Source organism: Nostoc sp. DSM 114160, assembly GCF_053470305.1.
Genome location: NZ_JBPFGO010000004.1, coordinates 851,858 through 878,642 on the forward strand (window position 1 = coordinate 851,858; position 26,785 = coordinate 878,642).

Here is a 26,785-nt window from a genome sequence, read left to right on the forward strand (position 1 = left end):
TGCATGAAAAACCCTTGGACTTAGGATTTAATAGCTGTCGGTTATAAAATCGAAAATCCAAGTTGCGCTTCCAGCGCACCAAAGGTGAGACTAAAATCTAAAATTATTAGAGTGCGAGAGTTGTGGAGAAGGGGACGCTAGTTGAATTTAGGGTTCAAGGCGATCGCCGTCTGGGCATCGTAGAACGTCCAGACGGTAAAACCCGCTGGTTTGTGGTAGACGAACGCGGTCAATCCCACAGCCTCGCGCCTAGACAAATAACCTATACAGTTACCAAACAGACTTACAAGGCTTCTGAAATTGCCAGCTTTTTGGAGCAGATCGAGCCTTATTTAGACCCATCTAGTTTAGAAGTGGCTTGGGAATTACTGGTTGAAGATGGCGAAACAGTTACCCCAGACCAAATGGCGAATCTGCTATTTTCAGAATCAGCCGCACCTGCTTGTTACGCCGCCTATTGCTTGTTATCAGACGACAAACTTTATTTCAAGCAAAAAGGAGACGCTTACGAGCCAAGAACTGCTGCTCAAGTGGCAGAACGCAAGCACCAACTGGAAGTAGAGGCACTAAAAGCTAAAGGACAGCAGGAATTTTTAACTCGTGTAGAGCAGGCGCTTAAAGGTGAAGCAGTAGAGTGGCAGCGCCACGATCGCCAGCGCTTAGAAGGACTAGAAAAATACGCGGCGCTAATAGCTGACACGGTGCGGACGGGGGTTAACTATGACTCCTTAGCTCGCGCTTATCCGCCCAGCGCTCCAGTATTAGAAACTATGACCATGCTGGGACGACCCACAACACCCCAAGGAGCCTTTCAACTATTGGTAGATTTGGGTTGCTGGAGTCCTAATGAAAACTTGTTCCTGCGGCGTTCTTCAATTCCGATCCAATTTCCTCATAAGGTATTAGAAGTGGCGCAACAGCGTTTGGATTTCCCGCCGATTGACTCAGATACAAACCGCCTTGATCTGACTCACCTGAAGGTTTACACCATTGATGATGAAACTACCACAGAGATCGACGATGGTCTAAGTTGGGAAGTACTACCCGATGGACGGGAACGCTTGTGGGTGCATATTGCCGATCCTACTAGATGGTTAGTACCGGAAGATGAATTAGATTTGGAAGCTAGAAAGCGCGGTAGTACAGTCTATTTACCGACGGGAATGATTCCCATGTTTCCAGAAGTATTGGCAACTGGGCCAATGAGTCTGATCCAGGGAAAGGTTTGTTGCGCCCTCAGTTTCGGGATTATTTTAGGGACAAGTGGAGTAGTAGAAGATTACAGCATTCATACCAGCTTGATTAAGCCGACTTATCGCCTCACCTACGAAGATGTAGATGAAATGCTGCAATTGCGGGTGCAAGCAGAACCGGAAATTGCTGCGATCGCCACTTGGGCACAAAAACGCAAAGCTTGGCGTTACGCTCAAGGGGCAATTAGCATCACCATGCCCGAAGCAGCAATCAAAGTCAAAGGTGAGGAGATCCACATTGATATTTTGGACGATTCTCCATCGCGGCAACTGGTAGCAGAAATGATGATTGTTGCCGGAGAAGTTGCGGCTCGTTATGGTAAAACTCATAACATACCTTTGCCTTTTCGCGGTCAACCGCAACCAGAATTACCTCCAGATGAGGAATTGCTGCTACTTCCGGCCGGATTCGTTCGCGCTTGCGCCATGCGTCGTTGTATGCCCAAGAGTGAAATGAGCATTACGCCTTTGCGCCATGCTGGTTTGGGTTTGGATACTTACACTCAAGCAACCTCTCCCATCCGCCGCTACAGTGACTTACTTACCCACTTTCAAATTAAAGCCCATTTGCGGGGTGAAGTTCTGCCATTTTCCGCAGATCAACTTAAAGAAGTAATGATGACTGTCACCAGCATCACCCAAGAAGTGACGATGGTGGAACGACAAACTAATAGATATTATGCTCTAGAGTATTTACGCCGTCATCCAGAGGAAACTTGGGATGTGACAGTGTTGATGTGGCTGCGAGAAGACAGCAACTTAGCCCTAATTTTGTTAGAAGATTTGGGCTTGCAATTGCCAATGGCTTTCAAACGTTCTGTGAAGTTGGGCGAACAAATAGTAGTGAAAGTTAGCCACGCCGATCCACAAAAAGATATGATCCAGTTCCAAGAAATAATTTATCAAGAAGCTCAGACAGCAGCGAATTAACTAATTTGTCATTTGTCATTTGTCACTTGTACTGAGCGAAGCCGTTGGCGCAGCCTCTCGTAGAGAAGTATTTGTCATTAGTAATAATCGCCTAGTATTATCAATTACGAATTATTTTATACCAAGCGTGAAAAATGATTGCGACAGATGGAAAACTGAAACACTTATCCAATGGATGTTTCACAATCCAAAATCGTTCGACTGAGCGACTTGCCTTGAGTTTCGACACTTCGACTGCGCCCTTCGGCTACGCTCAGGACAGGCTCAGTGCATCGCTGCGCGGTAATCGAGCGACTTGTACTGAGCGTAGTCGAAGTAAGTCGAGATTCAACTACCGCGTAGTCGAAGTAAGGGACTTCCAAAGAATAAATTGTCCCAAAAATTAATCTTTTGGCAGTTACTCAATAATGATAATCATTATTAAGGGGAAGAGAGCGGCAGCCGTCGGCTGCCGCTCTCTTCCCCCCTTTGTAAGCATGAAAAAATCTACACTCGCACGAGCAAGCCGCAAAGTGAAGTTATGTTTATTTAAGACTATAAAGCTGTAAATTACTATTTATAACTTACGTTTTGGCAAAATTAATATCAATAAACCAATTACCCAGATTGGGAAAAAATTCGTTTTGAGAATGAGTCAAACGCTCAATTTGTTTCTCAATTTCCGACATAGCTTTTTTTGTGAGTTTCACTCCGGTGGCGTAAGTTTGAGTAACTAACTTAACAATTGGATGTTTACCCTTCCATGTCATACTAGCAGCCAAGTTTAAAGCCGTTTCTATTTCATCTAAGATGCTGCCGTTCCAATGATTTTCTAATACTGCCCATGTTCTTTCTATGGGATTATATTTGCTATGGTAAGGCGGATAGTAAGCTAAACGTATATTCAATGAGTATTTCTGGGCAAACTCTACTATACGTTTCATAAACTGGGTGCGTCGAGAACTATTCTCTGGCCCATTATCTTGATTGAGCAGTAATGTTTCAACGTGAGAAAAACGATGTTTCTCACTCATCCAAAAATCCTCTAAAATATCAACTATAAAATCGCTTGTAACTTTCGATTCCGTAAAATATAAAAAAAGTTCATCAAGCTCTGGAAGGAATATCCCATAAGGAGTTACGGTTGTTTTAGGATGATAATCATGGTCATCAGCTTCGACCTTAGCCCGGCTTTTACCTCCTCGGTCAAATGAGCCAATTTTGACGCGAGCTTTTCCATCCAGCGACAGACGCAAGACACTTCCGTCAGAAGATGCATTTTGATTTACTATATCTAGTTGCTCAAAGATTGCGTCGGTTTGGGGAATTTTTTTTGAGGTTGAACTTTAGCTACTCGTCTCAAGTTATAGCCTAAGAGGTTCAGTTTCAGACGAATCGTTTCTGACGTAGGTAAATCTTCATTCCTATAATCATACTTTTCTATTAATTGCTTTCTCACTTCGGTAGCACAGAGACGAGTATATAGTCTTTGACTTTTAAAAGTTGGGTCTGTCTGGCTTTGGGAATCTACTAAATTTTTGATATCTTCTAGGAGATTTGGTAAATGTAATTCTGCTTTATAGCGACCTTTTGCGCTCATATTGTCAATACAGGTAACACCACTAGTTAATTCTTTCATCCCTTTACGGATAGTACCTCGATTCCATCCTAATTCCGATTCTGCAAGTCTCTGTCCACCTACACCCAAACCTTGGACTGTTGACGCTATAAACTTACGTTTTGCAGCACCTTTTAATTGAGATGCTGTTTGTTTTAATAGTTGTTTCAGTGAAGAAGTTAATACTATAGACACCTCTGCTGCACCCAAAAATTCATCATTACTGAATTTACTACAAAAAGGAGGGGAGAAAGCGGCAGCCGATGGCTGCCGCTTTCTCCCCCCCCCCTAAAATGATTATCATTATCTTAAATGGGATGTTTTATTTTTTGGAAGTCCCTAAGTCGAGATTCAACTACCGCGAAGTCGAAAGGAGCCGAAGTCTAAAATCTAAAATCCAAAATGGTATTAGCCTTGCTCCAATTGCTTTCGGTTACTATATAGAGTAAATGGAATGAGGTAATAATTGTGAATGTATCTTTGACCCCAGAATTGGAGCAGTTGGTTAAGGATAAAGTTAATAGTGGTCGATATCACTCAGTGAGTGAGGTGATGGGCGAAGCATTGAGATTGCTAGATGAACGCGATCGCGTTCAAGAACAACGTTTAGCAGAATTGAAAGCTAAAATCCAAGAAGGTATTGAAGCCTCAGAGCGTGGTGAAGTAGTTGATGGTGAAGAGGGTCTTTGCAGAAATTGAAGAAGATATCCGACGTGCTGAAGCTCAAATACAACAAGCAGAGGCCGCTAAATAATAATGAGTCGGTACGTTTTAACAATTCCAGCCAAGCAAGACCTCAAAGAGATTAATCGCTATATTATCCGCTACAATCCTGATGCGGCTCGAAGACTCAACGAAAAAATTAAACAGCAGTGCAAACTGTTGGCCGATTTTCCTAATATGGGGCAAAGTTCCGATACTTTTGCCCGCGGTTTACGGAGTTTTCCAGTAGAAGATTACTTAATATTTTATCGCCCTATTGATGGCGGTGTGGAAGTTGTACGTATTGTCAGTGGTTATCGAGATTTAGAGACAGTTTTCTTAAGTGAGGATATTCCTTAATATTGCATTTGATGTAAGCGATCGCTATCTCTAGCCAATATGTCAGAAAATAATCATAAAGTAATTATTTTTGATACCACCATGCGTGATGGAGAATTGACGCCTGGTGTAAAGATGGATTTGCAACAAAAAATTATCATTTCGCAATTGCTCGAAGAAATGGGAGTCGATATTATTGAAGTTGGTTATCCAGCAAGTTCTCAAAAAGATTTTGATGAAGTCTTTAATATTTCTCAAATAATTAAAAATTCTACTATTTGTGGGCTAGCAGTTCCAATTCAAATGAAATAATCACTCTTGCTGAAGCAATTAAACCAGCAATCAGAGGTAGAATTCACACTTATACTCCGGTAAATCTGAAAAATCAATCTAAATTAACCAAAGAAGAAGTATTAGCAACAATCAAAGAGAGTGTTTCTTTAGCACGCAATTACTGTGATGATGTAGAATGGAGCGCTTTTGATGCTCCTAGAAGTGAGCCAGATTTTTTGTGTAAATCTATTGAAACTGCAATCAAGAGTGGTGCTACTACTATTAGCATTCCTGATAGCTTAGGTTTGGCATCGCCAGAAGAGTTTTCGCAACTTCTGCAAATGATTTTTAATCGAGTACCCAATATTAACGAAGTTGTCGTTTCAGTACACTGTCATGATGATTTGGGTATGGCAGTAGATAATTCACTGATTGCTTTAAGTTGTGGTGTGAGGCAAATTGAATGTGCAATTAATGGTTTGGGTGCGAGGAAAGGTAACGCAGATTTCAGTCAAGTTGTGATAGAGATTTTAAAAGAGGGGAATTATCAACTTGATATTGACACTTCGCTAATGAGTAAAGCGACAGAGTTGATTTTTCAAATAACTGGGATTGCAAAAGCAAAATAGTTTTTATAGTAGCGTGGCAAGCTTAAAATAGTGCATTAACTAGGTCTAACATTCTCCATTCTAGGAGAATTAGCATTACCTTGCCAATGAGTGGAATTGGTGTTTTTGCCATTCAGGAAGTGTCAATTTATGACTATCATACTTTGAATAGCATACTGGTTTTAATAACGGCTAATAAGTAATTTTTTCACTTTTACCTATTAACCGTTACTACATTTAACTAACTGCGGCTTCAGTTTTTTCCTCTGCTTTTTCCTGTACTGGTACATAGGGTTTTTCTACACCCTGCGCCAGATATTCTGCTAGCTGGCTTTCAATTTGATCGCGGACAATTTGGCGATATTCAAGAAAATGTTCGTTGTGAGCGCAAGCTGCGAGGTAATGCTCAAAAACTCCGGGGTTACGTTTGAGAATGCTGAACAAATGATGCCAGAATTTCCAGCGGGTTTCCCGTTTGATTCCTTGCCGCCAAATTACAATTAACAAGGCTTTTACAATTACCCACTCTGGCATTTTGGCTGGGGCTTTCCAACTCGGCAAACCCATCATCAAGAAGCAGCGATAGGTGCGATCTAAGTATTGTATCGGGTCGTACAAAGCACAAAATGCCTCAATATATTCTCTGGCAAGTTCTTCTAGAGGACGGGTGGGTAGGAAGTTCATCAATGTTGTTTGATTGATGTTTCCATCTTGATTTTCCCGTAATCTTCCTTCCTTTTTCAGGCGATGCCAAAGCGCAGTGTTAGGTAACGCTTGTAACATGGCAAAGGTAGTTGAGGGAATTGCTGCTTGTTCGGCAAAGCGAACAATGCGATCGCCTGCGCCTGCTTTTTCGCCATCAAACCCGATAATAAACCCAGCCATTGGGCGCAATCCCGCTTTAATAATGGTTTGCACCGCCTCAGTTAGAGAACTGCGAGTATTTTGAAACTTCTTAGTCATTTGCAAACTATCTTCATCCGGCGTTTCGATTCCCAAAAACACCGCCGAGAAACCACACTCAACCATCAACTCCAACATTTCTTGGTCTTGTGCCAAGTCAACTGAAGCTTCCGTGTCAAATCGGAAGGGATACTTATGTTCTGCCATCCAGACTTTTAACTCTTTCAGCAACAATTTCACATTTCGCTTGTTGCCAATAAAGTTGTCATCCACCATGAATACACCCCGCCGCCAACCCAATTCATAGAGGTAATCTAACTCTGCTAACAATTGCGCTGGGGTTTTGGTACGCGGTTTGCGCCCATAGAGAACAATAATGTCGCAAAATTCGCATTGGAAAGGACATCCACGCGAAAACTGCACCGACATCATGTCATAAGCGTTCAACTCTAACAAATCAAAGCGGGGTATTGGTGTGCTGGTGACATCAGGTTTTTCTGTGGCGCGGAAAGTGCCAGATGTTTCACCGCGTTTAATTGCCTCAATAAACATGGGGAGAGTGATTTCCCCTTCATCCAAAATCAGAAAATCTGCGCCAACATTTTCAACTTCGTGAGGTACAGAAGTGGGGTAAGGGCCGCCAACCGCAACTAACTTGCCACGTTTTTTTGCTTCCTGAATTTGCTCAAGTAAATCTTGTTTCTGGACAATCATCGCAGAGAAAATTACTACATCTGCCCATGCCCATTCTGCTTCTGTTGCGGGGCGGATATTGCGATCGACCAGCTTGAATTCCCATTCTTGGGGCAAAATCGCGGCTACTGTTACTAAACCTAGAGGTGGTAGTAAAACCTTGCGATCGACTAACTCTAGGATTTTTTCATAAGACCAAAAGGTTTTGGGAAATATTGGATACACTAACAAGATTCGCATGTAGTATCAATCCTCACACTTTGATTGTTATCCCACTCTAACGAAAATAAAGAGTTATTGACTTTTTATTAAAGTTGTTTTATTTTTCCATTCATATTTTTAACTCAAATGGGCGACTAGTACAGCACGGCGTAAATCCAACTACCATCTCAATTAACCAGACAAGTTGCTCTGAGCAACTGGTTAAAGGTAGGTAAACTTTCGCCACAGTTTACTAGGATTTCCTTAAAAAGACTCCCACATATATAAGAATTATTGTCATTTAGCTGTATCGTGAAAAGAGAAGCAAATTAGAAAACAAGTGTAGGCTTCCGAATAAATCAATCAGATGATCGCACAATGGCTCTCAAAAGCTTTTGCACAAAGTTTCAGGATTCTCCTTGCCGTTACATTTGTCAGTACTACATTTCCTGTGGTTGCATCCGAAGATAAGTTTAGTTCTAGTAATCAACATAACCTCCTTCAAACTGAGATTACACAGCAGGATCTCAAAATCATCGATCTATTAGTAGCTATTGCTGAACGCAACTCAGCCCAAGTGCTGGAAACAAAAGCTGCAATGGGATTGAATGCTTTTAGAGATGTCTTAGCTATCGAATTATCTCCGGCTCTAAGTACAATCTCAACATCACCGGATTCCCCATCTGAGCGCTCAAACAGTTTTTCCTTAACCGTCACAATTGACCCGATTAAATTCATTAGTACTTTTGGGCAGCTTCCTGTTTTGGAAGCTCGTTGGAAGGAGGCTAGACAGCAAAAAAGATTAGCTATCGTGCAATATTATGTTGCCTATCTCCAAGCCCGTCAAGCAGCTTTAATTGCCACTTATCAAATCCAAAAAATTACTGGAGGTTCCGACATTGCCAATCTTTATTCCCAAACAAGTTTTCCTAAGAATGTGAATCATCTTGCTAATCCTGATTACGTTGCAGCTGCAACGTCTTTGTTAGAAGCAAACACACGCGAACGATTGACATTAGAAGAATTGGCAGCTTGTGTCGGCTTATCTTCGCAAGAAATGACCGCTATCATTAGCAAATAATAGATATTTTTTCATACACGTTTAACACCGCTAATTTTCAAAACATCACTCATGGTTGCACAGTAATTTGGTAAGCCGAAACTATCAGGATTGATGAATTTTTCGTATGTAAAATGCCGATAGTTCATGCAAAACCGATCCCAAGCAGCCATGCGAATGCGGAATAGAACAATAATCAAATTAGCCAAAGCTATAGATATAGGAATACGAAAGTAAATCTTTTTGCCCAGATAAGCACAAACTTGTTTCACTGCTTGATTAGCAGTTAATGGTGCTTGACCTAAAACCAGCCGACGTGGTTGATTATCTTTAGCAGGACGATCGATCAAATATCGCACGACAGTGGCAATATCTCGTCCGTGGATAAAGTGAAAACTGCCATCTGCTTCTAAAAAGCGAATCAAATTGATATATTTCGTCACTTCTGTAATACCAGATGTGACAGCAGAATAGGGTTTATTCGCATCACCGCCCAATACTACAGTCGGAAATACTGTGGTAATTTTGGGTGCGATCGCTAATTTTTCTTTTTTCTCTAAGCACTCATATTTAGAACGGATATAATCTGTCCCAATTTCCCCGGCTTCTTTTAATGGTTGATTGTAGCGATCCAAAACGCTAGCTGTCGAAAAATAAATTACCTGTTGGCAACGTTCTGGATCTAGCAGTTCGAGTAACTCTATAGTCTTGACGACATTAATATCAAATGTTTGCTCGCCGCCCCAAGCTGTGGCTGTGAGTACGGCTGTATCAATTGTGGATAGCAAATCGGCAAATTGGCGAATATTTTGCATATCACCTTGCAAAACGTTGATGCCTGAACGAGCATTAGTATCAACTTGCAGTTTGCTTGGGTTCCTAACTAATAGATACAGTTCGTGATTTGTTTCTTTAATTAAGGCTTCTGTTAAATAATGACCTACACAACCACTTGCACCAGTCACTAAAATCCGCTTCTGGCTCATAGAGAATTTATAAAACGTTAGGAGTTAAAACTAAAGAATTAAGAATAAAGTTAAAAGTTCCGAATCGCAACTGAATAACTCTGAAAATTTTAGATTTTGAATTTTGGATTTTAGATTGCAGGAAAAATCTAAAATCTAAAATCTAAAATCTAAAATTGTATGACTTCTAACTCTTAACTCCTGCAAGATTCAATTCCTTCGCAGTTTCAAAGAAGAAAGCGACATTTTCTTCGGGAGTTTCTGGTAAGACACCGTGACCGAGATTGAGAATGTGACCCCAATTGCCAGCTTTGCGAACCGTATCAAGAATGCGATCGCGGATAAACTGTTTAGAGCCGAATAACACGCCTGGGTCAAGATTTCCTTGCACTTTCATTTGTTTACCCAATCTGGCTCGTGCATCTGCCATATCCACGGCCCAGTCTACAGTGACAATATCAGCCCCAGATTGTCCCATTCTTTCTAACACACCTGCACTACCGCTAACTAACAAAATCAAAGGTGTATCGGGGTGGGTTTGCTTAACTTGCTGGAAAACTCGCTGCTGATAGGGGAGAGCAAAGGTGTCATAATCTTGAGGACTCAATTGACCCGCCCAAGAATCGAACATTTGCACAACTTGAGCGCCACAGTCAATTTGGTAGCGGGCATAGATGGCGATCGCATCTGCTAATTTAGCTAATAATTGATGCAATATCGCCGGATCTGAAAATGCCATATTTTTGATGATGGAGTAGGTTTTAGAACCTTTTCCTTCGACTGCATAAGCTGCTAACGTCCACGGCGCACCCACAAAGCCTAACACCGTTGATTTGTCGCCTACTTCCGAACGCAACGCTTGCAATATTGTTTTGATAAATGGTAGAGCTGCTTCTGGTTCTAAAGGATGCAAATTATCAATTTGTTCTTGAGTGCGCAGAGGTGAGTGAATGATTGGCCCTTTACCTTCGGCGATGTCCATGTCAATCCCCAAACCAGGTAGTGGGGTGACAATATCAGAAAATAAAATTACTCCGTCTGGTTGGAAAGCTCTCCAGGGTTGCAAAGAAACTTCAATTGCTACTTCTGGAATTTCGGAGCGATCGCGAAACGAAGGATACTTTTCTCTTAAGTCTCGATATGCTTTCATATATCGTCCCGCTTGTCGCATCATCCATACAGGGGGACGATCTACTACTTCACCACGAGCAGCCCGTAAGAGATGAGGAGTCGTTGAATAAACACCCATTTATCACTTCATCCTAAGTCACAACTTTTATGCCACTGTTTAGCTTATCATTCTGGGATTACGCTTTATTAGCAAGTTATCAGCAAAAGCCCTAGTCCCTTGACACCAAAGGAAAATCGGGTCGGAAATGCGATAAAACAAGAATTAATAAAGAAAGTGGAATATAAAAGAATTTCGTCACTCTTTTGTGTTGTCTCCACTATCTACTTTTTTAATTCCCTATGGAAACTGACTCTAACAGTCCCGATCGTGTTGCATCTGCTAATAATGAGCCTAATCCAGGAAAGTATTTGATTCCGCGATCGCAGCGACAGAGGTTCTTTATTCAGTTTACCTTAATGACCCTCATCGGATGGGTTGTCGGTGGCGTTGCCAGTATCGCTTTAGAGAAAATTATTCTCCAAAGTCTTTCATCTAACCTTGCTAATCAACCACAAACATGGAGCATTTTGGTTAGAAGCCTTAGTAACGTTGTATTTGCCGTGATTTTCGCTGCCGATCAAGCTCTTGTCCTTTACCGATATTTACCGGGTTGGCAGTGGTTATTTGCTACTAGTGTCGGTTGGCTGATTGCCAACGGCGTTTCTACAGCCTGGATTAACTACATTTCAACCATTGCCTCATCAGCTTCTGAAGATACTTTGATTTTTGGATTTTTGTCTGCGATCGCATATATAATTTCTGGAATTTGGCTAGGGATTTGCCAATGGCTGGTGTTGAGGCGATATACAGCAGGTATTTGGTGGTGGAATTTTGTACCCTCAATCTCTTTTTTCTGGATTACTATTTTGGTTTGGTTGCTTTTTATTATGCAAAATTTGATTCCAGAAACCTACCGTACTCCCATACTATATTGGAGTGGACAAGGATTGACAGCAGCGATTTTAGGAGCTATACCAGCAATTGGTTTGTGTACGTTAAAAAGAAATTTACATTCCAAAACTGGAGTTTCTTCCTGACTTTTATCGATATATTTCATAACCTTAATATTTATGACTCGCCCGCGCATTCTCCAACCCGGCCAAAGTTATACATTTAGTAAGTATTTTGAATTACCATATACCCCAGCAGATATCTTGGCGGAACTGGGATGTAGTTACGAACGCGCATCGCTACAACTACCACAATATTCAGGCGTAATTGACTATTTAGAATTTTTACAGCGTTACTTACGGCGCAATATCATGCGCGTAAATCCTATCAGTGAAGCTGCAAAACGTGAAGTTTTAATTGCTCCTATTTTGTTGGAAATTTGCGATCAAACGCAAACTCAACTAAACATTGAGTACCCCATTAATGTTAGCGAACAACTCAAAGGAAGTTTTGATTACTATATTTCATCTTTCAATTCCCTGTTAGTGGTTGAAGCCAAGCAATCCGATTTAAGCCGGGGATTTACTCAACTTGCAATTGAATTGATAGCACTCGACCAATGGACAGATTCGCAAACACCAACTTTGTATGGTGCTGTAACAAATGGAGAAGATTGGCGATTTGGAATATTTTATCGGCAAGATAAACGGGTCATGCAAGATATCAAACTTTATCGCGTTCCTGAAGGTTTGGAAGAATTAGTACGAGTGCTTGTAGGAATTCTTACCAATGCTGGTAGTTAATTATATACTCAAGCAACTGCACCTCAAAGGATACTACAAGTTACCCAGTCCCATTTAATTGTTATCCCAAATACTTTCTAAACGCTCTTGTGCTATTTTGAGAGCTTTGTCGGGAGATTCACCCAGCAATGTAGCTTCGATAGCTCGACCAAGACTGTCAGAAAGACGGCTATATCCGGCAATAATCGGTCTAGCACCAGCTAGAGGAATTTGTTCTATAAACACTTTTAACCAAGATTTTTGGTTGAGGAATTGCTGATAAGCTTCACTTTGTGCAGCTTGAAGATTAACTGGTAAAAAACCGGTACCGATACTCCATTCTTTTTGGAATTCTTCACTCAAAACATATTCTAAAAACTTGAGTGCAGCTTGCTCTCTGGCTGGTGTAGTCTTCATCACATAAAGATTTCCGCCACCTGTCACCGTAGCTTGACCAACATTTGTAGGTATGGGAAATGCGTCGTAATCAACGTTAGATTTCGTGATATAAGTCCAAGGGCCCGTAATTTGCATAGCAACCCGACCCGCTATAAAGGCATCCTCTTCATAACCCCGTTCTGGAGAAGAAAGCATTGCTGAACCATCTTTCAACAGCTGCTGCCAGAATTGTAAAGCTTTCAGCGCTCCAGCATTCGTTAAATTCGGTCGGTTATTTGTCAGTACTTCTCCGCCAGCGCTCAATAAAAAAGGAAACCAGCTAAAAACAGTCCATTCTCCCTTCCCTAAAGGCAGTAGAATTCCGTACTGTTCTGGTCGGTTGTCGCCATTGCGGTCTATGGTTAATTTTTTGGCAACTTCTCTCAATTCTTCCCAAGTCTTGGGCGTTTGTGTAATTCCCGCAGCTTCAAAAAGCTTAGGTCTGTAAAAAATACCGATGTTACTTGTATATAATGGAGCCGACCAAAGATGACCATCTAATTGCAATTCTTCAAGTAAGTTAGGGGTGATCTCTGACTTTAGAGGCAATTTTTTCAACCAATATTCTAAAGGTATAATTGCCCTTAAATCTGCTAACTGACCTGTAATTTGCGGATAGAATGCCAAGATATCTGGAGGCACATTACCCACAACAGCTGTTAATATTTTTGGCAAGTGGGGTTGAGCTAAAAAGACAGATTCTACCTGCACATCAGTATGAGTCTGATTAAATTTGTCTACCAGTTTTTCAAACACATCCCGATTAGCAGGGGGATTGATTGCTTGCCATAGGGTTAAATGAATTACTCCATCATCCTTCTGTACTAGTCCCTGACAACCAGATAAAAATATTAGGAACGAACTTAGAACAATCCCTAGAAGTAATATCCGCCAACCAGAAGCGATGAATCGGCGAGAATAATGGCTTATTTGGGATAGAAAAAGGATAATCTTCATACCAGATAGTTAATCAGATTAAGAAATATTCTCCAGAACACTTTTGGTAATACTAGTTTCTGCTCTTGTGTAAATATAAGTTTGGGGTTCGGTTACTTTTTCAGTTCTAAATATTTTTGCCGCCCGATACCAAAAGTCTGTATCCTCTCCGTATGCAATATTATTAAATCCTTTCACCTCAAAAAATACCTGTCTCTTTCCAAAAAATGTTGGCCCTAAAACACATTCTCGGAGATTAATTTTTTGACCTGGTTGAAAATAATCTGCAACCCAAACTTCTTCTTCTGTGGCAAATCCACCTTCAATCAAATCAATTTCTGGATTAGCTCTCATATATTCAATTCGCGCATCCAGATGATTTACTTTGTACGCATCATCGCTATCTAAGAATGTTATATATTTGCCGAAAGATGCCTGTATTCCTAAATTTTTAGCATACCACAGCTTCCTATTTTGGTGTTTCAAATATCGGATATTTTGAAATTTTTGAATATAATAATTTACAATTTCAAAAGTATTATCTTGGCTGCCATCATCCACTATAATCAGTTCCCAATCTTGAAAATTTTGAGCAATCACACTATCAATGCAATTGTTTAAATATTTTGCCCGATTATAGGTACAGAGGATAATTGACACTTCATGATTGAAATCAAAAACTACAGTTTCCATTTTTAAATCATCATCGTAATTGTTCGCACAATAATCCCACTAATAAAAGAGGGATTTTTAATTATTGAGGGGTAAAGTATTAAGCTGTGTTGAACAGAACCAAGTTATTAACAGGCTGAAAAATTACTCCTTAGCTGTGTAAGTTTATAAATTCGTGCATGATATCATTATAATGAGAAATTATCCGGCTATAATCAAAGTTTTCTCGAACATATTCTAAAATTTGTGCACGATAATATTGGTTTTTCTCAATCATCTCGCTAATTGTATCGGTAACAATTTTGTGAGCTTCTGCTGTGGTGTCAGTTAAAATATTATCTGGCAAAATTTTAATGAATTCTTGGTGATGCAAATTAGCGCTAGCAGATTCGGAAACAACTATACATAAACCTGCTGCCATTGCTTCTAATACTACGAGTGGTGCAACTTCTCCTTCACTAATTAAAACTAAACAGCTATAATCTGTGAGCCGAGAATAAACCTGTTCTAAACTCCATACACCTAAATATTTTGTGGTTGTTCCTTGAATAAAATCAGGATCGTCTAGAGGACCAACAAAATCTATTGCAATCTTTCCATCTATAATTTTTGCCAGTAATTTCTGCTGTTTTCTTGGCTGAATCCAACCTAAACAAATAGCTTTATTATTCCCTTTAGGTTGAAAATTTACTTTCTGAGTATCAATACCATTTACTTGCACTGCGATGTATCCAGAATACCCTGCGTTCAAGAAAAAATCTTTTGTTAAATGAGAAAGAGCAATTATTCCAGGTGCATTAAAATAATGTTGATATGCTTCTCTAAATTCCTCATTCCATTTATCTGTTTTAAACAAATAACCATCATGGCAGGTAAAACAATACTTCTGTTTAAGGTTTCGATTAAACTCGCTGACAAAGCTGTAGGCGTGTAAATGCACAAAATCATAATTATTATTATTAATATATTCTATAACTTCGTTAACATCTTTCTTGTTTAAGATATCGGCTTGATGTCCAATTGTTTCTAAAAAATTTTTGTATTCAGTTATCACAGTTAAAACAGAATGTGATAGAGGGGGTTCAGGGATATAACCCCAAGCTACGAGGGCAATTTTCATAAAAAAGCTTTAGTTTTATAATCAGGAGAATGACTTGGTTATTATAAGCTATTTTCGATTGTATTTATAATGCGATCGCATTTATTTTAAGCTTGGCTGAAAATGACAATTTAGCGTTCCTGAAAGATTTTATTTTCCAATCTTTGCTCGGTTGCAAGAGGCAAGTGTTGCTCTACTTATCTGGTAAGTAAGCAGTCTGGAAGGTTAGGTTTGTGATTTTTGAATCGATGCTCTGCTCTAATTGCCGCAGTCCCACACTAGAGGCGATTACCTTTATTTGGATATTCGAGTTGGTCTTAGTATTAACTATTGAACCATAGTATGTTACTGTTAATGCTAATTTCCGTAATTTATAGGAGTTACGCAAAAATTGCTAAAAAGCTTAATTTATCGAACCGCCAAGAGCGCCGAGAATTCGTAGAGTGTGCGTAAGTCCTAATTTAATTGGTAAAGCTAACAAAATTAGTACATAATTAATCTTGGGAGAAAAATTAATAATGGCAAATACTAATGAAGTTGTTCAAAATATCTCTTTGTCTAGTTGGGACTATATTTCACCTGAATTTGAAATAGTTTATCCGGATTCAGCTTTCCCCAATATGGTTATTGGAGACATTAATAACTGTTATTGGTCTTATTTACGTCGAGATATTCCCCATAAATGGTATGTGGATATAGATGAGCCATTTATAGGGTTCCTCAATAGAGATGAAGCACATATTTTATATAATACGGCACTCAGATTTTCCGGAAAAAAAGCTTTAGAAATTGGTTGTTTGCGCGGCTGGTCTGCCTGTCATCTGGCATTGGGTGGAGTGGAATTAGATGTAATCGATCCTTTTCTAGTCAGAGAAGATGTTTATGAAAGTGTAAGTAATTCCCTACGATTTGCTAATGTTCTTGACTCAGTTAATTTAGTAGCTGGTTATAGCCCACAAAGGGTAGAAGAGTTAGCTAAAGAATTACAACACAAGTGGTCATTAATTTTCATTGATGGCGATCATGAAGCACCTGCTCCGCTTAATGATACGATTGTTTGTGAACCATTGGCAGAGGACGATGCTTTAATTTTGTTCCATGATTTAACTTCCCCTGATGTAGCACAAGGTTTAGACTACTTAAAGCAAAAAGGTTGGAATACAATCATTTACCAAACTATGCAAATTATGGGCGCTGCTTGGCGAGGAAATGTTGAACCAGTAAAACATCAGCCAGATCCGAAAATTAATTGGAATTTACCAAAGCATTTAGAACATTATTCTGTGAGTGGATTATGACTGTTTAACCACAAGCGGATCTGATTTTAACTTCATGGGGATGCGCGATCGCTAATATTCCCGCATCTCCATCTAAAGTTACCTCTACACCCACTGGTAAGGCTGCATTGGGATTATCGTGGCCAAAAGGCAAATCGGAGACAATGGGAATCCCTAAATCGCCCAGGCGATCGCGCAATACTTCTTCTACGCTAAAACTAGATATAGTTGGCGGCGCTTCACAGCGAGTAAAACCGCCCAATGCAATACCGCAGACTTGAGACAAAGCACCACTCAAACGCCACTGCGTCAGCATCCTATCGATGCGATAAGGTGCTTCGGTAACATCCTCGAAGGCCAGAATTACATCATCAAGATGTGGCAAGATTGGTGTACCCAAAAGGTGAGTAGCCACCGTCAGATTACCTGGCAATAAAGTACCATGAACCACACCACCACCCCAACCGCAACCTTTGAGAGGGGTAAAAGAACTACCTTCTACCCAATCGAATAATCGCTTAACTGACCAATCTGACTCATCTGCCAAAGTTGTCATTACCGGGCCGTGAACGCCGGAAATTCCTGCTGTATAAAGGCTCCATAATAAAGCTGTGATATCAGAAAAGCCTATGAGCCACTTGGGAGGCTCTGAATTTGCCCAATTCCAATTTTCTAAGATGCGGGTGCTGCCAAAACCACCTCTGGCACAGAGAATACCACGACAATCAGGATCTTGCCATGCTGCTGCTAGCTGTTGACGGCGGGTTTCATCTTTTCCAGCTAGATAACCCCATTTGTCATCTATCTGTGGGCTGATTTCTAGTTGATAGCCACGCGATCGCCAAATTTCTAGACTCTGTTTAAATTCTTCAAATTCTCGCAAAGCACCACTAGGGGCAATTACTCGTAATAAGTCTCCAGGTTTTAGGAGCGGTGGTAAGATTTTGGCTGGCATTAAAAAAGTTATGAGTGAAAAGTATAATAGACTTCTTGCAGAAGTAGGGTGTATGTTAAGGGTTAAAGGGTAAACGTATGGAATTTTCCCAAACCCAGTAACCTTTACCATAGACCCCAATATCTTGCCAAAGTTACTTTTGCAAGATGTCTAATATTAACAATGCTGCAACTGTGTTAACAACACAACAACTTCATCAATTGCCTGCCGTATAACTGTTGCAGATTGATCCGACTGATTGACGATAATACTAAAAACTAGCGGCTCATATTTCGGCGCATTCAGATATCCAGATAGAGAAACTACACCCGTTAACGTACCTGTTTTTGCTTGCACAATGCCCTCAGCAGGTGTATCTTGAAAGCGGCCTTTCAGAGTTCCACTTTTAGCCGCGACGGGTAAAGATGCGCGATATATAGATGCTGTTGGGGTTTTTGCCATTCCCCGCAGAGTTTGGACAAAAGCTTCTGGTGTCACTAAGTCACGACGTGATAAACCTGAACCATCGACCAAAATGTAATTAGCTGGATCGACCCCCAATTTAGTTAAACTTGCTTTGACAACTTCTAAACCGACATCAGCAGTAGTCTGATTTTTAAGTCTAGTCTTTTTCACAGCTAATGCTCTCAGCAATGCTTCAGCATAAAGATTATTACTATTTAAATTAGTTTCTGCTAATAATTCAGCTAAAGGTGGCGACTCTACAAATGCTATTTCCTGTTGATTCACACCACCATTTACTACTAATGTCTGTCCCAAAGTAATTTTTTCTGTTGCTAAGGCAGTACGAAAACGTCGTAAGAAGTAATAATTAGGGTCAACTACAGGCAAATCTATTAAAGATTCTTCAGAATTAGTTGCCAGTTGTCCTTGAATTCGTAATACTGTTCCTGATAATTCGCGGGTGACATTGACGTAGCTCGGTTGATTTTGAGGGACGGTTATTGACTGATTAATTATCCGCCACTGTTTGGCTTCGCCAGGATCGATCCACAGCACTTGCAAAGATTTACCTACAGCCTGTGGTGCAAGTTTAAAGCTAAAAATATTTTTATTCAGAATAAAGCTGCTAACTGGTACGCCATCACTTGATTGCACATCTTCCCATTGCCAGGTGGGGTTAACAATATCACCTTGAATATAACTATCATCAGCATTCAACTGCTGAATTTGAGTAATACCTTTCTGTTTTAACTGCTGTGCCAATTTTTGCAGTTCAGTATCGCTTAAACTAGGATCTCCCCTGCCGACAACACGTAAAATACCATTGCCATTCTGATAAATAGAGGTGCGAATCCGAAAATTAGCACCCAATTCCTGCAACGCGGCTGCTGTTGTCAGCAATTTCAGGTTAGACGCAGGAGTAAAATATTTTTGAGCATCTCGACTGTAAAGAGTTGGCCCCGTTGACAGAGGTTGTATCAAAATTCCCCAGCGTCCCCGACTAAATAAGGGACGATTGATTACAGCATCTATAGCTGTTCCCAGTTGGCTAGAGCAAATTGATTTTGTGGTAGTTCTTGGTGCAACTGGGGTTTGTGCTTTCGCAACCCTAGAACTAAATCCTATCTGACTAGTCAAAAATATTAATAAAACACCCAGTGGTTGATTGAAAGTCTTAAGTCTCACCAATTTTCCTTATCCCAAAGACAGATATTTTTACTTTGCGAACAATTTCTTTCCGGAGAGAGAAGAATTGGCTCAGTAAAGTTACTTAATTAGTATAGGGAAGATGTTCACATGTTTCATACATAGGCGATTGCATAAACATAATTTATGGGACTACAAAATCGAAACCTAAGTCAACCTGCATATACAGAAATACGAAATCGAGGCAATGGTGTGAGTACATTTTTATCTGGTGTAGCTGTATTACTCTCTACTTTGGCTTTGGGATGTAGCGGCTATGTAGCTTATGAAGTTTTTATGTTACGGCAAACACTAAATACTACTAGTACAGCCAGTAACACCATTCCCACTCAAGTCCCAAGTCCTACAGCTACAATTTCTCCACAAGCAACTGTCTCACCATCCCCAGCTAGTGCTACAACATCAGCAATTAGTCCTGGCCAATTTGTGCAGCCTGCTTTTGGCAAAAAGGCAGAAGTTGAGTTACTTTCAGCAAAACGAATTAAAGACCCGGAAACAGGAAACCGTGATGTGGTAAATCTGCAAATGCGGATTCGTCGCCTTGCCACAGACGGAGTTGTTGGTAGCGATATTATCTCGGTAGCTAGTACAACAGCCCGCAATCCTGAGACTAGCGTAACCTACAAAGGAGTTGCTCTTAATCGCTCAACAGGAAGCGTTTCTTTATTCCAAGTACGTCCACAAGCCTCCGCAGATGCTTATATCTGGCTAAGAGTTCCCGATGGGATCAATAATTTGGACATTTTTGTGCCAGATACAGCCGCATTTAAAAATGTACCAATTTCATCTTAGCTAGCTAACTAATATCAAATAACTCCCCATCAAGGGGAGTCATTAGTTGTTGATTATACAAAATAATGCTTTCGTTCTCTAAACAGTAGCCTTGCAACCATAAGCAGCAGTCTGAAAGATAACCAAATTTCCAAAACCCTTTTTAATTACTTTCTCTTTCGCTTCATTAGTGTTGCTTCTAACTGTGATTGAAGTTCTTTATTAACCATTGGTAAGAACTTATTCCAAAATAATTTTAAATATTCTAAATAAATAATAATTTAAACGTCACAATATTAGCGAATAGGTAACAAGGGATTCTAATTAGTATCAATTTTCCAGCATAGAAAAGAACCGAATGCACTAATATCAGCAGTTTTGCAGCATAACTGTAATTTTCAGCAGTAATCAGGGAAATATAAGTTTGATTAACTTTGCAATTATCGCAATGCTGATTCGGGGTGTTATCAGAAATGTTAACTCAAGGTTAAGGATTTAAACTATGTTGGCAATACATAGCATGACAAATGCTAATAATTTGAACTTGCAATTAGAGTCCACTTTGCAAGAATTACCACTTTGGTCTGTTTACGTCGAAGCAGATAGTCCAGCAAATGATTTGAATACACTCTTTAAGCAAGAGCCTTTACTACCAGGAATTATCCTGGTGAAAAATCATGACTATCTGGGGATGATTTCTCGGCAAAAATTTTTTGAACACATGAGTCGTCCTTATAGTTTCCCACTATTTTCTAAACGACCTGCAAGAAATCTGATTAACTTTCTTCAGCCAGATGTGTGTGTAATTTCAGAGGATACGCTCATTGTAGAAGCAAATAAGGTAGCATTGCAGCGAGAACCTCAATTTGTATATGAGCCGATTTTAATCGAAACTCAGTTAGGTAGTTATAAGCTACTCGATTTCCATCATTTACTTTTAGCTTATTCCCAAATTCATATTTTAACATTAGCTCAACTAGAGCAAGCACAAGAACAATCTAGAATCACCAAAGTAGGTTTTCGTACCCTAAAGAATAACTATGCGCGATTAATTCAAAATGAAAAAATGGCTGCTTTGGGACAACTCGTTGCTGGCATTGCACACGAAATCAATAACCCTGTAAACTTTATCGCTGGCAACCTTGTTTATGCGATTAACTACACTCAAGATTTACTACAATTAATTAGCCTATACCAACACCATTATCCTGCACCAGTAGCAGAAATTCAAGCTGCGATCGCAGAAATGGAACTAGAATTTTTAACTGCTGATTTCCTCAAGCTTCTTGATTCTATGAAATTTGGTACTGAACGTATTCAAGAAATAGTTCTTTCATTACGCAATTTCTCTCGCCTTGATGAATCTGATAAAAAGATAGTTGATATTCATGAAGGTATTGATAGCACTCTAATAATATTACAAAGCCGTCTCATAAATCAAGAAACAGGTCAGATAATTACTATTGATAAAGAATATGGAAATCTCCCTTTAGTAGAATGCTATGCTGGGTTAATAAATCAAGTATTTATGAATATTCTATCAAATGCAATTGATGCGATCTTCGCGAGTTTTGAGTCAGCTTATTCAAATCTCAAATCACCTGTAATTCGTATTCGTACTGAAGTTACAGACAATCGGCAAGTAGTTATTCGCATTGCCGATAATGGTAGTGGAATTCCCAAAGATATACAAAAGCGATTATTTGACCCTTTCTTCACTACTAAACCCGTCGGTAAAGGCACTGGATTGGGGCTATCTATCAGCTATCAAATTGTTGTAGAAAAACATTGTGGTCAACTGCAATGTATATCTAGCGTAAAAGAAGGAACCGAGTTTATTATTACAATTCCTGTCCAACTTAATTCATGACAAGTTAGTGAAAAAATCTCTATTTTGGGTAAATACTAATCGCTCTAGGCTTTTTTGCGAGTACTTCGACGCGTAGGAGCTGGGATAGCTGGTTCATAAGCCTTGAGTCCCCCATCGCCCGTAAAAATTTCTACTTGAAATGTGCTACTGGTTTTGGCGTAATATTCAGCCACAGTCTTAATTGTCGCATCTCCAATAGAAATTTTTCTCGATGCCAGAGTAGGCCATTCAGTAGCTAACTGTTTCAATTGTTCTGAATTCCAAAGTTCACCCACTTGAGTTTCAAAAACTCCCCAAGGTATAACTCCATCTGCTACTTTCACTAAAATATTACCAAAAGCTTGAGCAATTTCATATCGCTTAGAGTTAGCTTGTGCAATATGATTACCAGTTTCTATAATTGTCGCTATTGGTAGTATAAACTTTGCACCTTGTTTTTCTTCTTCCTGAAAACGGGCTTCAACTCTTTTTTTATCCCATTTATTGTTATCAGAACCGCAAGTCTCTTTCCCAGGTACACCTAAATAAACGCAAAGTATAGATGTATCAATAATCAAAACCTTTCTCATATTTAAATTTATTTATTATCAGAAAGGCTCTTTTCAATTGCACCTTTAGTTGCTAGTTTGCCTAAAGTCCCTGATGCTAACAAAAGAGGAAGATTTTCAATATCTTCTAAAAGAGTAAGTTTGCTTTCTCCAGTTTCTTTATCGCGGTGTGCGACAACTACAAAAGGAACTATTTCTGGGCCTAAAGCATCAAGTAAAGCTGGGTTATGAGTAGTAAGTAAAATATCAATTTTTCTTTTGCTACCAATTTCTCGCAGTATTCTTACCAATAATTCTGCACGCGAAGGATGCAGCCCATTATCTATTTCTTCAATTACTAGCTGACTGCCTTCTGGTCGAGTAAGTAATGCTGTGAGGATTGCTAAAAAGCGCAAAGTTCCATCTGACATAGTTCTAGCATCAATCTCTGTAATATGGCCAGGTTTCCATTCTTCTTGACAGTAAAGCATAGCATCAGTGCCGAATCTCCCAACTTTTTCTGCCCATACTTTTTGAATATCGCCTTCTGGGAAATCTTTGATGTAGGCCGATAAAGTTGATTCTAATTCATTTTTTCGTTCATCGGGTAATGCTGCTAGGACACCTGCAATATTAGAAGCATCGCTTTCTAGTGTATCAGACAGTAGTGAATATGATCTCATTGTAGAAGGAATGGGATTTAAAACAAAAGTTTTTTCTAATGCTTTAATAACTAAATAGGTGATATTTCTAATCATTTTAGAAATATCATCAATTCTCTTTAAATTGTATTTTTCAGTAATCTTAATTATCCCTAAACCTGAAGCCATACCACTTCCCTCTAATGTATTTAATGCACTTCTAATGGGAAGGGAACTATCTGATTCTCTAATTGAAAATTTACTTAACAAATCTGAATTTTTCGATTTTACATCTAGTATTTGTATGAATTCTCCTACGATTATTACAATAGGTTGTGTTTGTATTTTGATTTCATATAGATAATCAGTATGTTCATCATCACCTTGAACTAGAAATTTTAATGTAAACTCAGTTTCTGGTTTAAGTGCAGCCCATTCTACACCACCTCGAATCGAGGGAAGTATTTTATCACCTGCTAAAGCTGCTTCAATATTCTCACCTTGTGTTACTCTTTGCAAAAATTCAAAAGCTTCAACCACATTAGACTTTCCACTTGCATTTGTACCAATTAGAACAGTCAAGGGATCAAGTGGAAGCTCTGCATAACGGAAACTTTTCCAATTTTCCAAGATGAGTTGCTTAAGCACGATCAACTCCAAAACTCTACCTACTTAAATTTAGCTCTTAACTGTAGCGATCGCACAATTTTTTTATCCTTCCAAATCTTACCCAAAAAACAGCAAAGCCAGCAGACAAAGTAAAAAATTGCGTAATTACTTTATCTAACTGGCTACATCTCACTATGATTTTGGCGATTTATTTTTCTGGCGGTAAATCTACACTGTAAAGAGTCTTTCCAGCCAAGTTACGCAATGTTATCGTCATTACCTTTGTATTTCCATCAATTTTAACTCCTCCAAAGAATTGCAAACCTTCAGTTGGCGGTCGATTTGCTTTTGTACCTGGAGGAAGACTTTGAAATACTAATTGTGGCCCAAAGGTATTTTCCAATTCGTTTGGCCCAAATGTACCAGAGTTAAGCGGCCCAGCAACGAACTCCCAAAAAGGCTTAAAGTCGGTAAACTGTGCTTTAGCGGGGTCATAATAGTGAGCTGCTGCATAATGTACATCAGCAGTTAACCAAACAACATTCTGGATATTCTTGTTTTTGATAAATCGTAGTAAATCGGCAAGTTCTAATTCTCTTCCTAAAGCTGGGCCATTCCCATTAGCCCAAGCTTCAAAATCCGTACTACCGTCTTTAACTATCAACCCCAAAGGCATATCACTAGCAATCACTTTCCATGTTGCTTTTGATGACAGCAATTGCCTTTTCAACCATTGCAATTGTTTTCTGCTCAAAAAGTCTGTTTCTTTACTTGGTACTGGCTGATTATTCGGGGAATTTGGCCCCCGGTAGGTGCGCTCATCCAGCATGAAAATGTCTAATAATGGCCCATAGTTGAAAGAGCGATAAATTTTCGCTTTATCTGGATTATTGCTTTCATATCTAATAGGCAGATATTCTAAAAATGCTTGTCTTGCCCTTTCGGCTAGTAAGTTAACATCCTTAACTGTATAACGGTCATCGTTGAGGATAATTTGCCCAGGATACCAATTGTTTCTGGTTTCGTGGTCGTCCCACTGTGCCAATATGGGAACTTCAGCATTGAAACGCTTGATATTTTTATCCAGCAAATTGTAGATATAGTTACCACGAAATTCTGTAAGAGTTTCTGCTACTTTTGATTTTTCTGGTGTGGTAATGTTTTTCCAAATAGTGCCGTCGTCTAAAGTTACTTCTGATTGAATCGGGCCATCAGCATAAATATTATCGCCCGAATGGATGAAAAAATCGGGATGAAGTTGGCGCATAGTTTCGTAAATTTTCATCCCACCAAAATCAGGATTAATTCCCCATCCTTGACCGGCGGTGTCGCCACCCCAAACAAAGAATATATCTCGTCCAGATTTGGGGGGAGTGCGGAAAGTACCATAAAAAGGAGCGCTGCAAGTCCGTTGATAATCTAAATCTTGAAAAATCACCCGATAAAATAATTTTTGGTCTGGTGGTAGATTCTTCAAATAAAGTCGGGCTGTAAAGTCGCTATTTTTTAAAGCATTAGGCCCCAGAACTCGCCGGACATTTTTAAAAGAATCGCTGGTAGAATATTCTACAATCATTTTGGCAGGGCGATCGCTCCGACTCCAAATCACGATGCTATCGTTAGATATATCTCCGCTTGCTACGCCATAAGGTATGCCAGGGCGCATTTTATCAGAGGTGATAATTGCAGGTGCTTCGCCAAAAACTGGTGATTTAGCGACAAAATTTGTGGAAATAATTCCACCAGCCGTGATAGCTGAATGTAGCAAAAACTGACGCCGATTTAGCTTCAATGGGTGATGATATTCCATACTAAATAACAGCAACCTTAAACTAAAGTATTACAGGATAAGTGTTTATCACACCTTGTTATGCCAACAAGTAAAGATTGAGTTATCTAAGGGTTAATAAAATATATTTAGTTTGATGTAATCAGAATGGTAGTCTTAATTATGAACTGGTGTGAGCAAATTTATCCATGACCGAACAGAAAAGGATACAGAGTAACTAAATTTATTTAAAAGTTGGTTAATTTTTAATTTTTAATTTTTAATTCGGAGCGAAGCGACGTGACTGCTGCTGTCTTTTTAAAAAACGTCTACAAGTTTTACAACAATGTACCTGTAGTCAATGACCTGTCATTCCAAATTGAAGCGGGGGAGATATTTGCTCTACTTGGCCCGAACGGTGCGGGTAAATCCACCACAATTCGGATGCTGACTACACTTACGAAACCGTCCCAAGGACGCATAGAAGTAGGTGGATATGATGTGATGCGCCAAGCAACGTTGGCAAAACAGAGTATTGGTGTAGTCTTGCAACAAGTCAGTGTGGATAACGATTTAACCGTCTGGGAAAATATGGAACTGCACGGGAGACTACATCACATTAGTAACCCGCAGCGACAAAAATTGATTAATCAATGGCTAGAGTATGTTGAGCTAGCAGAAAAACGTGATGATTTGGTAAAAACCCTGTCTGGGGGTATGAAACGACGGTTGCAGATTGCGAGAGCTTTATTGCATCAACCGCAAATTTTGTTTTTAGATGAACCAACAGTAGGACTAGACCCCCAAACCAGGCGACGCCTCTGGGAAATTATTCGGGATTTAAATAAACAAGGGATGACGATGCTACTGACGACCCATTATATGGATGAGGTCGAATTTTTGTGCGATGCCTTTGGCTCTACCAAGCCAGGACGCATCGGTATTATGGATAGCGGTAAGCTGATTTCTTTGGGAACTTTACAACAGCTGCGTTCTGCTCACGGTGAAGGTTTAGTGATGAAACAATTAGGTGTATCTAATGTGGGAAGTGATAGCGCTCGTAATTGGGAATATCTGTTTTTCCCATCATTGGAAGCAGCAAATATCTACTTGAATGAACAGCCCGATAAAACTGGAATGATGGTGCGTCCCTCTAATCTGGAAGATATTTTTGTGGAATTAACGGGACGCCAGTTAGATTAAC

At 39.6% G+C, this 26,785-nt stretch carries 24 protein-coding genes; 12 read left to right on the top strand and 12 right to left on the bottom strand.

Annotated elements, in window-relative coordinates:
- Positions 1-122: 122 nt before the first annotated feature.
- Positions 123-2,183 (top strand): ribonuclease catalytic domain-containing protein, encoded by a 2,061-nt coding sequence (locus NSTCB13_RS35590; protein ID WP_448275701.1) that lies wholly within the window; start codon positions 123-125, stop codon positions 2,181-2,183.
- 563 nt (positions 2,184-2,746) lie between these two features.
- Here NSTCB13_RS35590 and NSTCB13_RS35595 read toward each other — a convergent pair.
- Positions 2,747-3,969 (bottom strand): ISAzo13 family transposase gene (locus tag NSTCB13_RS35595; RefSeq protein ID WP_448270155.1). Its coding sequence is split into 2 segments (ribosomal slippage): positions 2,747-3,489 and positions 3,489-3,969, totalling 1,224 coding nucleotides; the frame shifts between segments, so codons are not numbered across the junction.
- 279 nt (positions 3,970-4,248) lie between these two features.
- On the opposite strand from NSTCB13_RS35595, the gene NSTCB13_RS35600 reads away from it, so the two are divergent.
- Genes NSTCB13_RS35600 through NSTCB13_RS35615 form a run of 4 tightly spaced genes read left to right on the top strand, consistent with a single transcriptional unit; the run spans position 4,249 to position 5,723 of the window.
- On the top strand, positions 4,249-4,479 hold the full coding sequence (locus NSTCB13_RS35600; protein WP_448275703.1) for a type II toxin-antitoxin system ParD family antitoxin: 231 nt from the start codon (positions 4,249-4,251) through the stop codon (positions 4,477-4,479).
- 57 nt (positions 4,480-4,536) lie between these two features.
- On the top strand, positions 4,537-4,842 hold the full coding sequence (locus NSTCB13_RS35605) for a type II toxin-antitoxin system RelE/ParE family toxin (protein ID WP_448266679.1): 306 nt from the start codon (positions 4,537-4,539) through the stop codon (positions 4,840-4,842).
- Positions 4,843-4,881: 39 nt separating this feature from the next.
- Positions 4,882-5,133, top strand: coding sequence for a hypothetical protein (locus NSTCB13_RS35610; protein ID WP_448275704.1), 252 nt, complete (start codon positions 4,882-4,884; stop codon positions 5,131-5,133).
- The gene (locus tag NSTCB13_RS35615) at positions 5,100-5,723 is read left to right on the top strand and encodes a 2-isopropylmalate synthase (protein ID WP_448275706.1); all 624 of its coding nucleotides are present in this window, start codon (positions 5,100-5,102) and stop codon (positions 5,721-5,723) included. The genes NSTCB13_RS35610 and NSTCB13_RS35615 overlap by 34 nt, the downstream gene beginning before the upstream one ends.
- A gap of 216 nt (positions 5,724-5,939) precedes the next feature.
- Here the strand turns inward: NSTCB13_RS35615 and NSTCB13_RS35620 are convergent, their stop codons facing one another.
- A complete protein-coding gene (locus tag NSTCB13_RS35620; protein WP_448275707.1) occupies positions 5,940-7,538 on the bottom strand; it encodes a B12-binding domain-containing radical SAM protein in 1,599 nt (532 codons plus the stop codon).
- 328 nt (positions 7,539-7,866) lie between these two features.
- On the opposite strand from NSTCB13_RS35620, the gene NSTCB13_RS35625 reads away from it, so the two are divergent.
- Positions 7,867-8,580, top strand: coding sequence for a hypothetical protein (locus NSTCB13_RS35625; protein ID WP_448275709.1), 714 nt, complete (start codon positions 7,867-7,869; stop codon positions 8,578-8,580).
- Between the two features lie 11 nt (positions 8,581-8,591).
- On the opposite strand, the gene NSTCB13_RS35630 is transcribed toward NSTCB13_RS35625, so the two are convergent.
- Positions 8,592-9,545: an NAD-dependent epimerase/dehydratase family protein gene (locus NSTCB13_RS35630; protein ID WP_448275711.1), complete on the bottom strand. Its 954-nt coding sequence runs from the start codon at positions 9,543-9,545 to the stop codon at positions 8,592-8,594.
- 166 nt (positions 9,546-9,711) lie between these two features.
- The gene (hemE, locus tag NSTCB13_RS35635; protein WP_445626352.1) at positions 9,712-10,773 is read right to left on the bottom strand and encodes a uroporphyrinogen decarboxylase; all 1,062 of its coding nucleotides are present in this window, start codon (positions 10,771-10,773) and stop codon (positions 9,712-9,714) included.
- A 221-nt stretch (positions 10,774-10,994) separates the two neighbouring features.
- Here hemE and NSTCB13_RS35640 point away from each other — a divergent pair, with 221 nt between their 5' ends.
- Together NSTCB13_RS35640 and NSTCB13_RS35645 are read left to right on the top strand one after the other, a co-directional pair.
- Positions 10,995-11,732, top strand: a complete 738-nt coding sequence (locus tag NSTCB13_RS35640; RefSeq protein WP_448266673.1) for a hypothetical protein — start codon at positions 10,995-10,997, stop codon at positions 11,730-11,732.
- 33 nt (positions 11,733-11,765) lie between these two features.
- Positions 11,766-12,389, top strand: coding sequence for a hypothetical protein (locus NSTCB13_RS35645; protein WP_448275713.1), 624 nt, complete (start codon positions 11,766-11,768; stop codon positions 12,387-12,389).
- A gap of 54 nt (positions 12,390-12,443) precedes the next feature.
- On the opposite strand, the gene NSTCB13_RS35650 is transcribed toward NSTCB13_RS35645, so the two are convergent.
- The 3 genes from NSTCB13_RS35650 to NSTCB13_RS35660 form a co-directional block, all read right to left on the bottom strand.
- Positions 12,444-13,763: an ABC transporter substrate-binding protein gene (locus NSTCB13_RS35650; RefSeq protein ID WP_448275715.1), complete on the bottom strand. Its 1,320-nt coding sequence runs from the start codon at positions 13,761-13,763 to the stop codon at positions 12,444-12,446.
- 18 nt (positions 13,764-13,781) lie between these two features.
- Positions 13,782-14,435, bottom strand: a complete 654-nt coding sequence (locus NSTCB13_RS35655) for a glycosyltransferase family 2 protein (RefSeq protein ID WP_448275717.1) — start codon at positions 14,433-14,435, stop codon at positions 13,782-13,784.
- A gap of 130 nt (positions 14,436-14,565) precedes the next feature.
- Positions 14,566-15,534 (bottom strand): glycosyltransferase, encoded by a 969-nt coding sequence (locus tag NSTCB13_RS35660; protein ID WP_448275719.1) that lies wholly within the window; start codon positions 15,532-15,534, stop codon positions 14,566-14,568.
- Between the two features lie 497 nt (positions 15,535-16,031).
- Here NSTCB13_RS35660 and NSTCB13_RS35665 point away from each other — a divergent pair, with 497 nt between their 5' ends.
- The gene (locus tag NSTCB13_RS35665) at positions 16,032-16,811 is read left to right on the top strand and encodes a class I SAM-dependent methyltransferase (RefSeq protein ID WP_445626358.1); all 780 of its coding nucleotides are present in this window, start codon (positions 16,032-16,034) and stop codon (positions 16,809-16,811) included.
- Positions 16,812-16,815: 4 nt separating this feature from the next.
- Here NSTCB13_RS35665 and NSTCB13_RS35670 read toward each other — a convergent pair whose 3' ends face one another.
- Complete coding sequence (locus tag NSTCB13_RS35670; RefSeq protein ID WP_448275721.1) at positions 16,816-17,745, bottom strand: S66 peptidase family protein; 930 nt, start codon at positions 17,743-17,745, stop codon at positions 16,816-16,818.
- A 156-nt stretch (positions 17,746-17,901) separates the two neighbouring features.
- On the bottom strand, positions 17,902-19,374 hold the full coding sequence (gene dacB, locus NSTCB13_RS35675; RefSeq protein ID WP_448275722.1) for a D-alanyl-D-alanine carboxypeptidase/D-alanyl-D-alanine endopeptidase: 1,473 nt from the start codon (positions 19,372-19,374) through the stop codon (positions 17,902-17,904).
- Between the two features lie 213 nt (positions 19,375-19,587).
- Here dacB and NSTCB13_RS35680 point away from each other — a divergent pair, with 213 nt between their 5' ends.
- The gene (locus NSTCB13_RS35680) at positions 19,588-20,187 is read left to right on the top strand and encodes a hypothetical protein (RefSeq protein WP_448275890.1); all 600 of its coding nucleotides are present in this window, start codon (positions 19,588-19,590) and stop codon (positions 20,185-20,187) included.
- A gap of 481 nt (positions 20,188-20,668) precedes the next feature.
- Positions 20,669-22,036: a sensor histidine kinase gene (locus tag NSTCB13_RS35685; RefSeq protein ID WP_448275724.1), complete on the top strand. Its 1,368-nt coding sequence runs from the start codon at positions 20,669-20,671 to the stop codon at positions 22,034-22,036.
- A gap of 44 nt (positions 22,037-22,080) precedes the next feature.
- Here the strand turns inward: NSTCB13_RS35685 and NSTCB13_RS35690 are convergent, their stop codons facing one another.
- The 3 genes from NSTCB13_RS35690 to NSTCB13_RS35700 all read right to left on the bottom strand — a co-directional run bounded on the left by NSTCB13_RS35690 (position 22,081) and on the right by NSTCB13_RS35700 (position 25,623).
- Positions 22,081-22,605, bottom strand: a complete 525-nt coding sequence (locus NSTCB13_RS35690; protein WP_448266660.1) for a hypothetical protein — start codon at positions 22,603-22,605, stop codon at positions 22,081-22,083.
- 8 nt (positions 22,606-22,613) lie between these two features.
- Positions 22,614-23,852: an AAA family ATPase gene (locus NSTCB13_RS35695; RefSeq protein WP_448266659.1), complete on the bottom strand. Its 1,239-nt coding sequence runs from the start codon at positions 23,850-23,852 to the stop codon at positions 22,614-22,616.
- Positions 23,853-24,021: 169 nt separating this feature from the next.
- Positions 24,022-25,623, bottom strand: coding sequence for an alkaline phosphatase D family protein (locus tag NSTCB13_RS35700; RefSeq protein ID WP_448275726.1), 1,602 nt, complete (start codon positions 25,621-25,623; stop codon positions 24,022-24,024).
- Between the two features lie 258 nt (positions 25,624-25,881).
- Between NSTCB13_RS35700 and NSTCB13_RS35705 the strand changes: the two genes are divergently transcribed.
- Positions 25,882-26,784 carry an ABC transporter ATP-binding protein gene (locus NSTCB13_RS35705; protein ID WP_448266656.1) on the top strand — a complete coding sequence of 301 codons (903 nt, stop codon included), beginning with the start codon at positions 25,882-25,884 and terminating at the stop codon, positions 26,782-26,784.
- The last annotated feature ends 1 nt before the right edge of the window (position 26,785 follow it).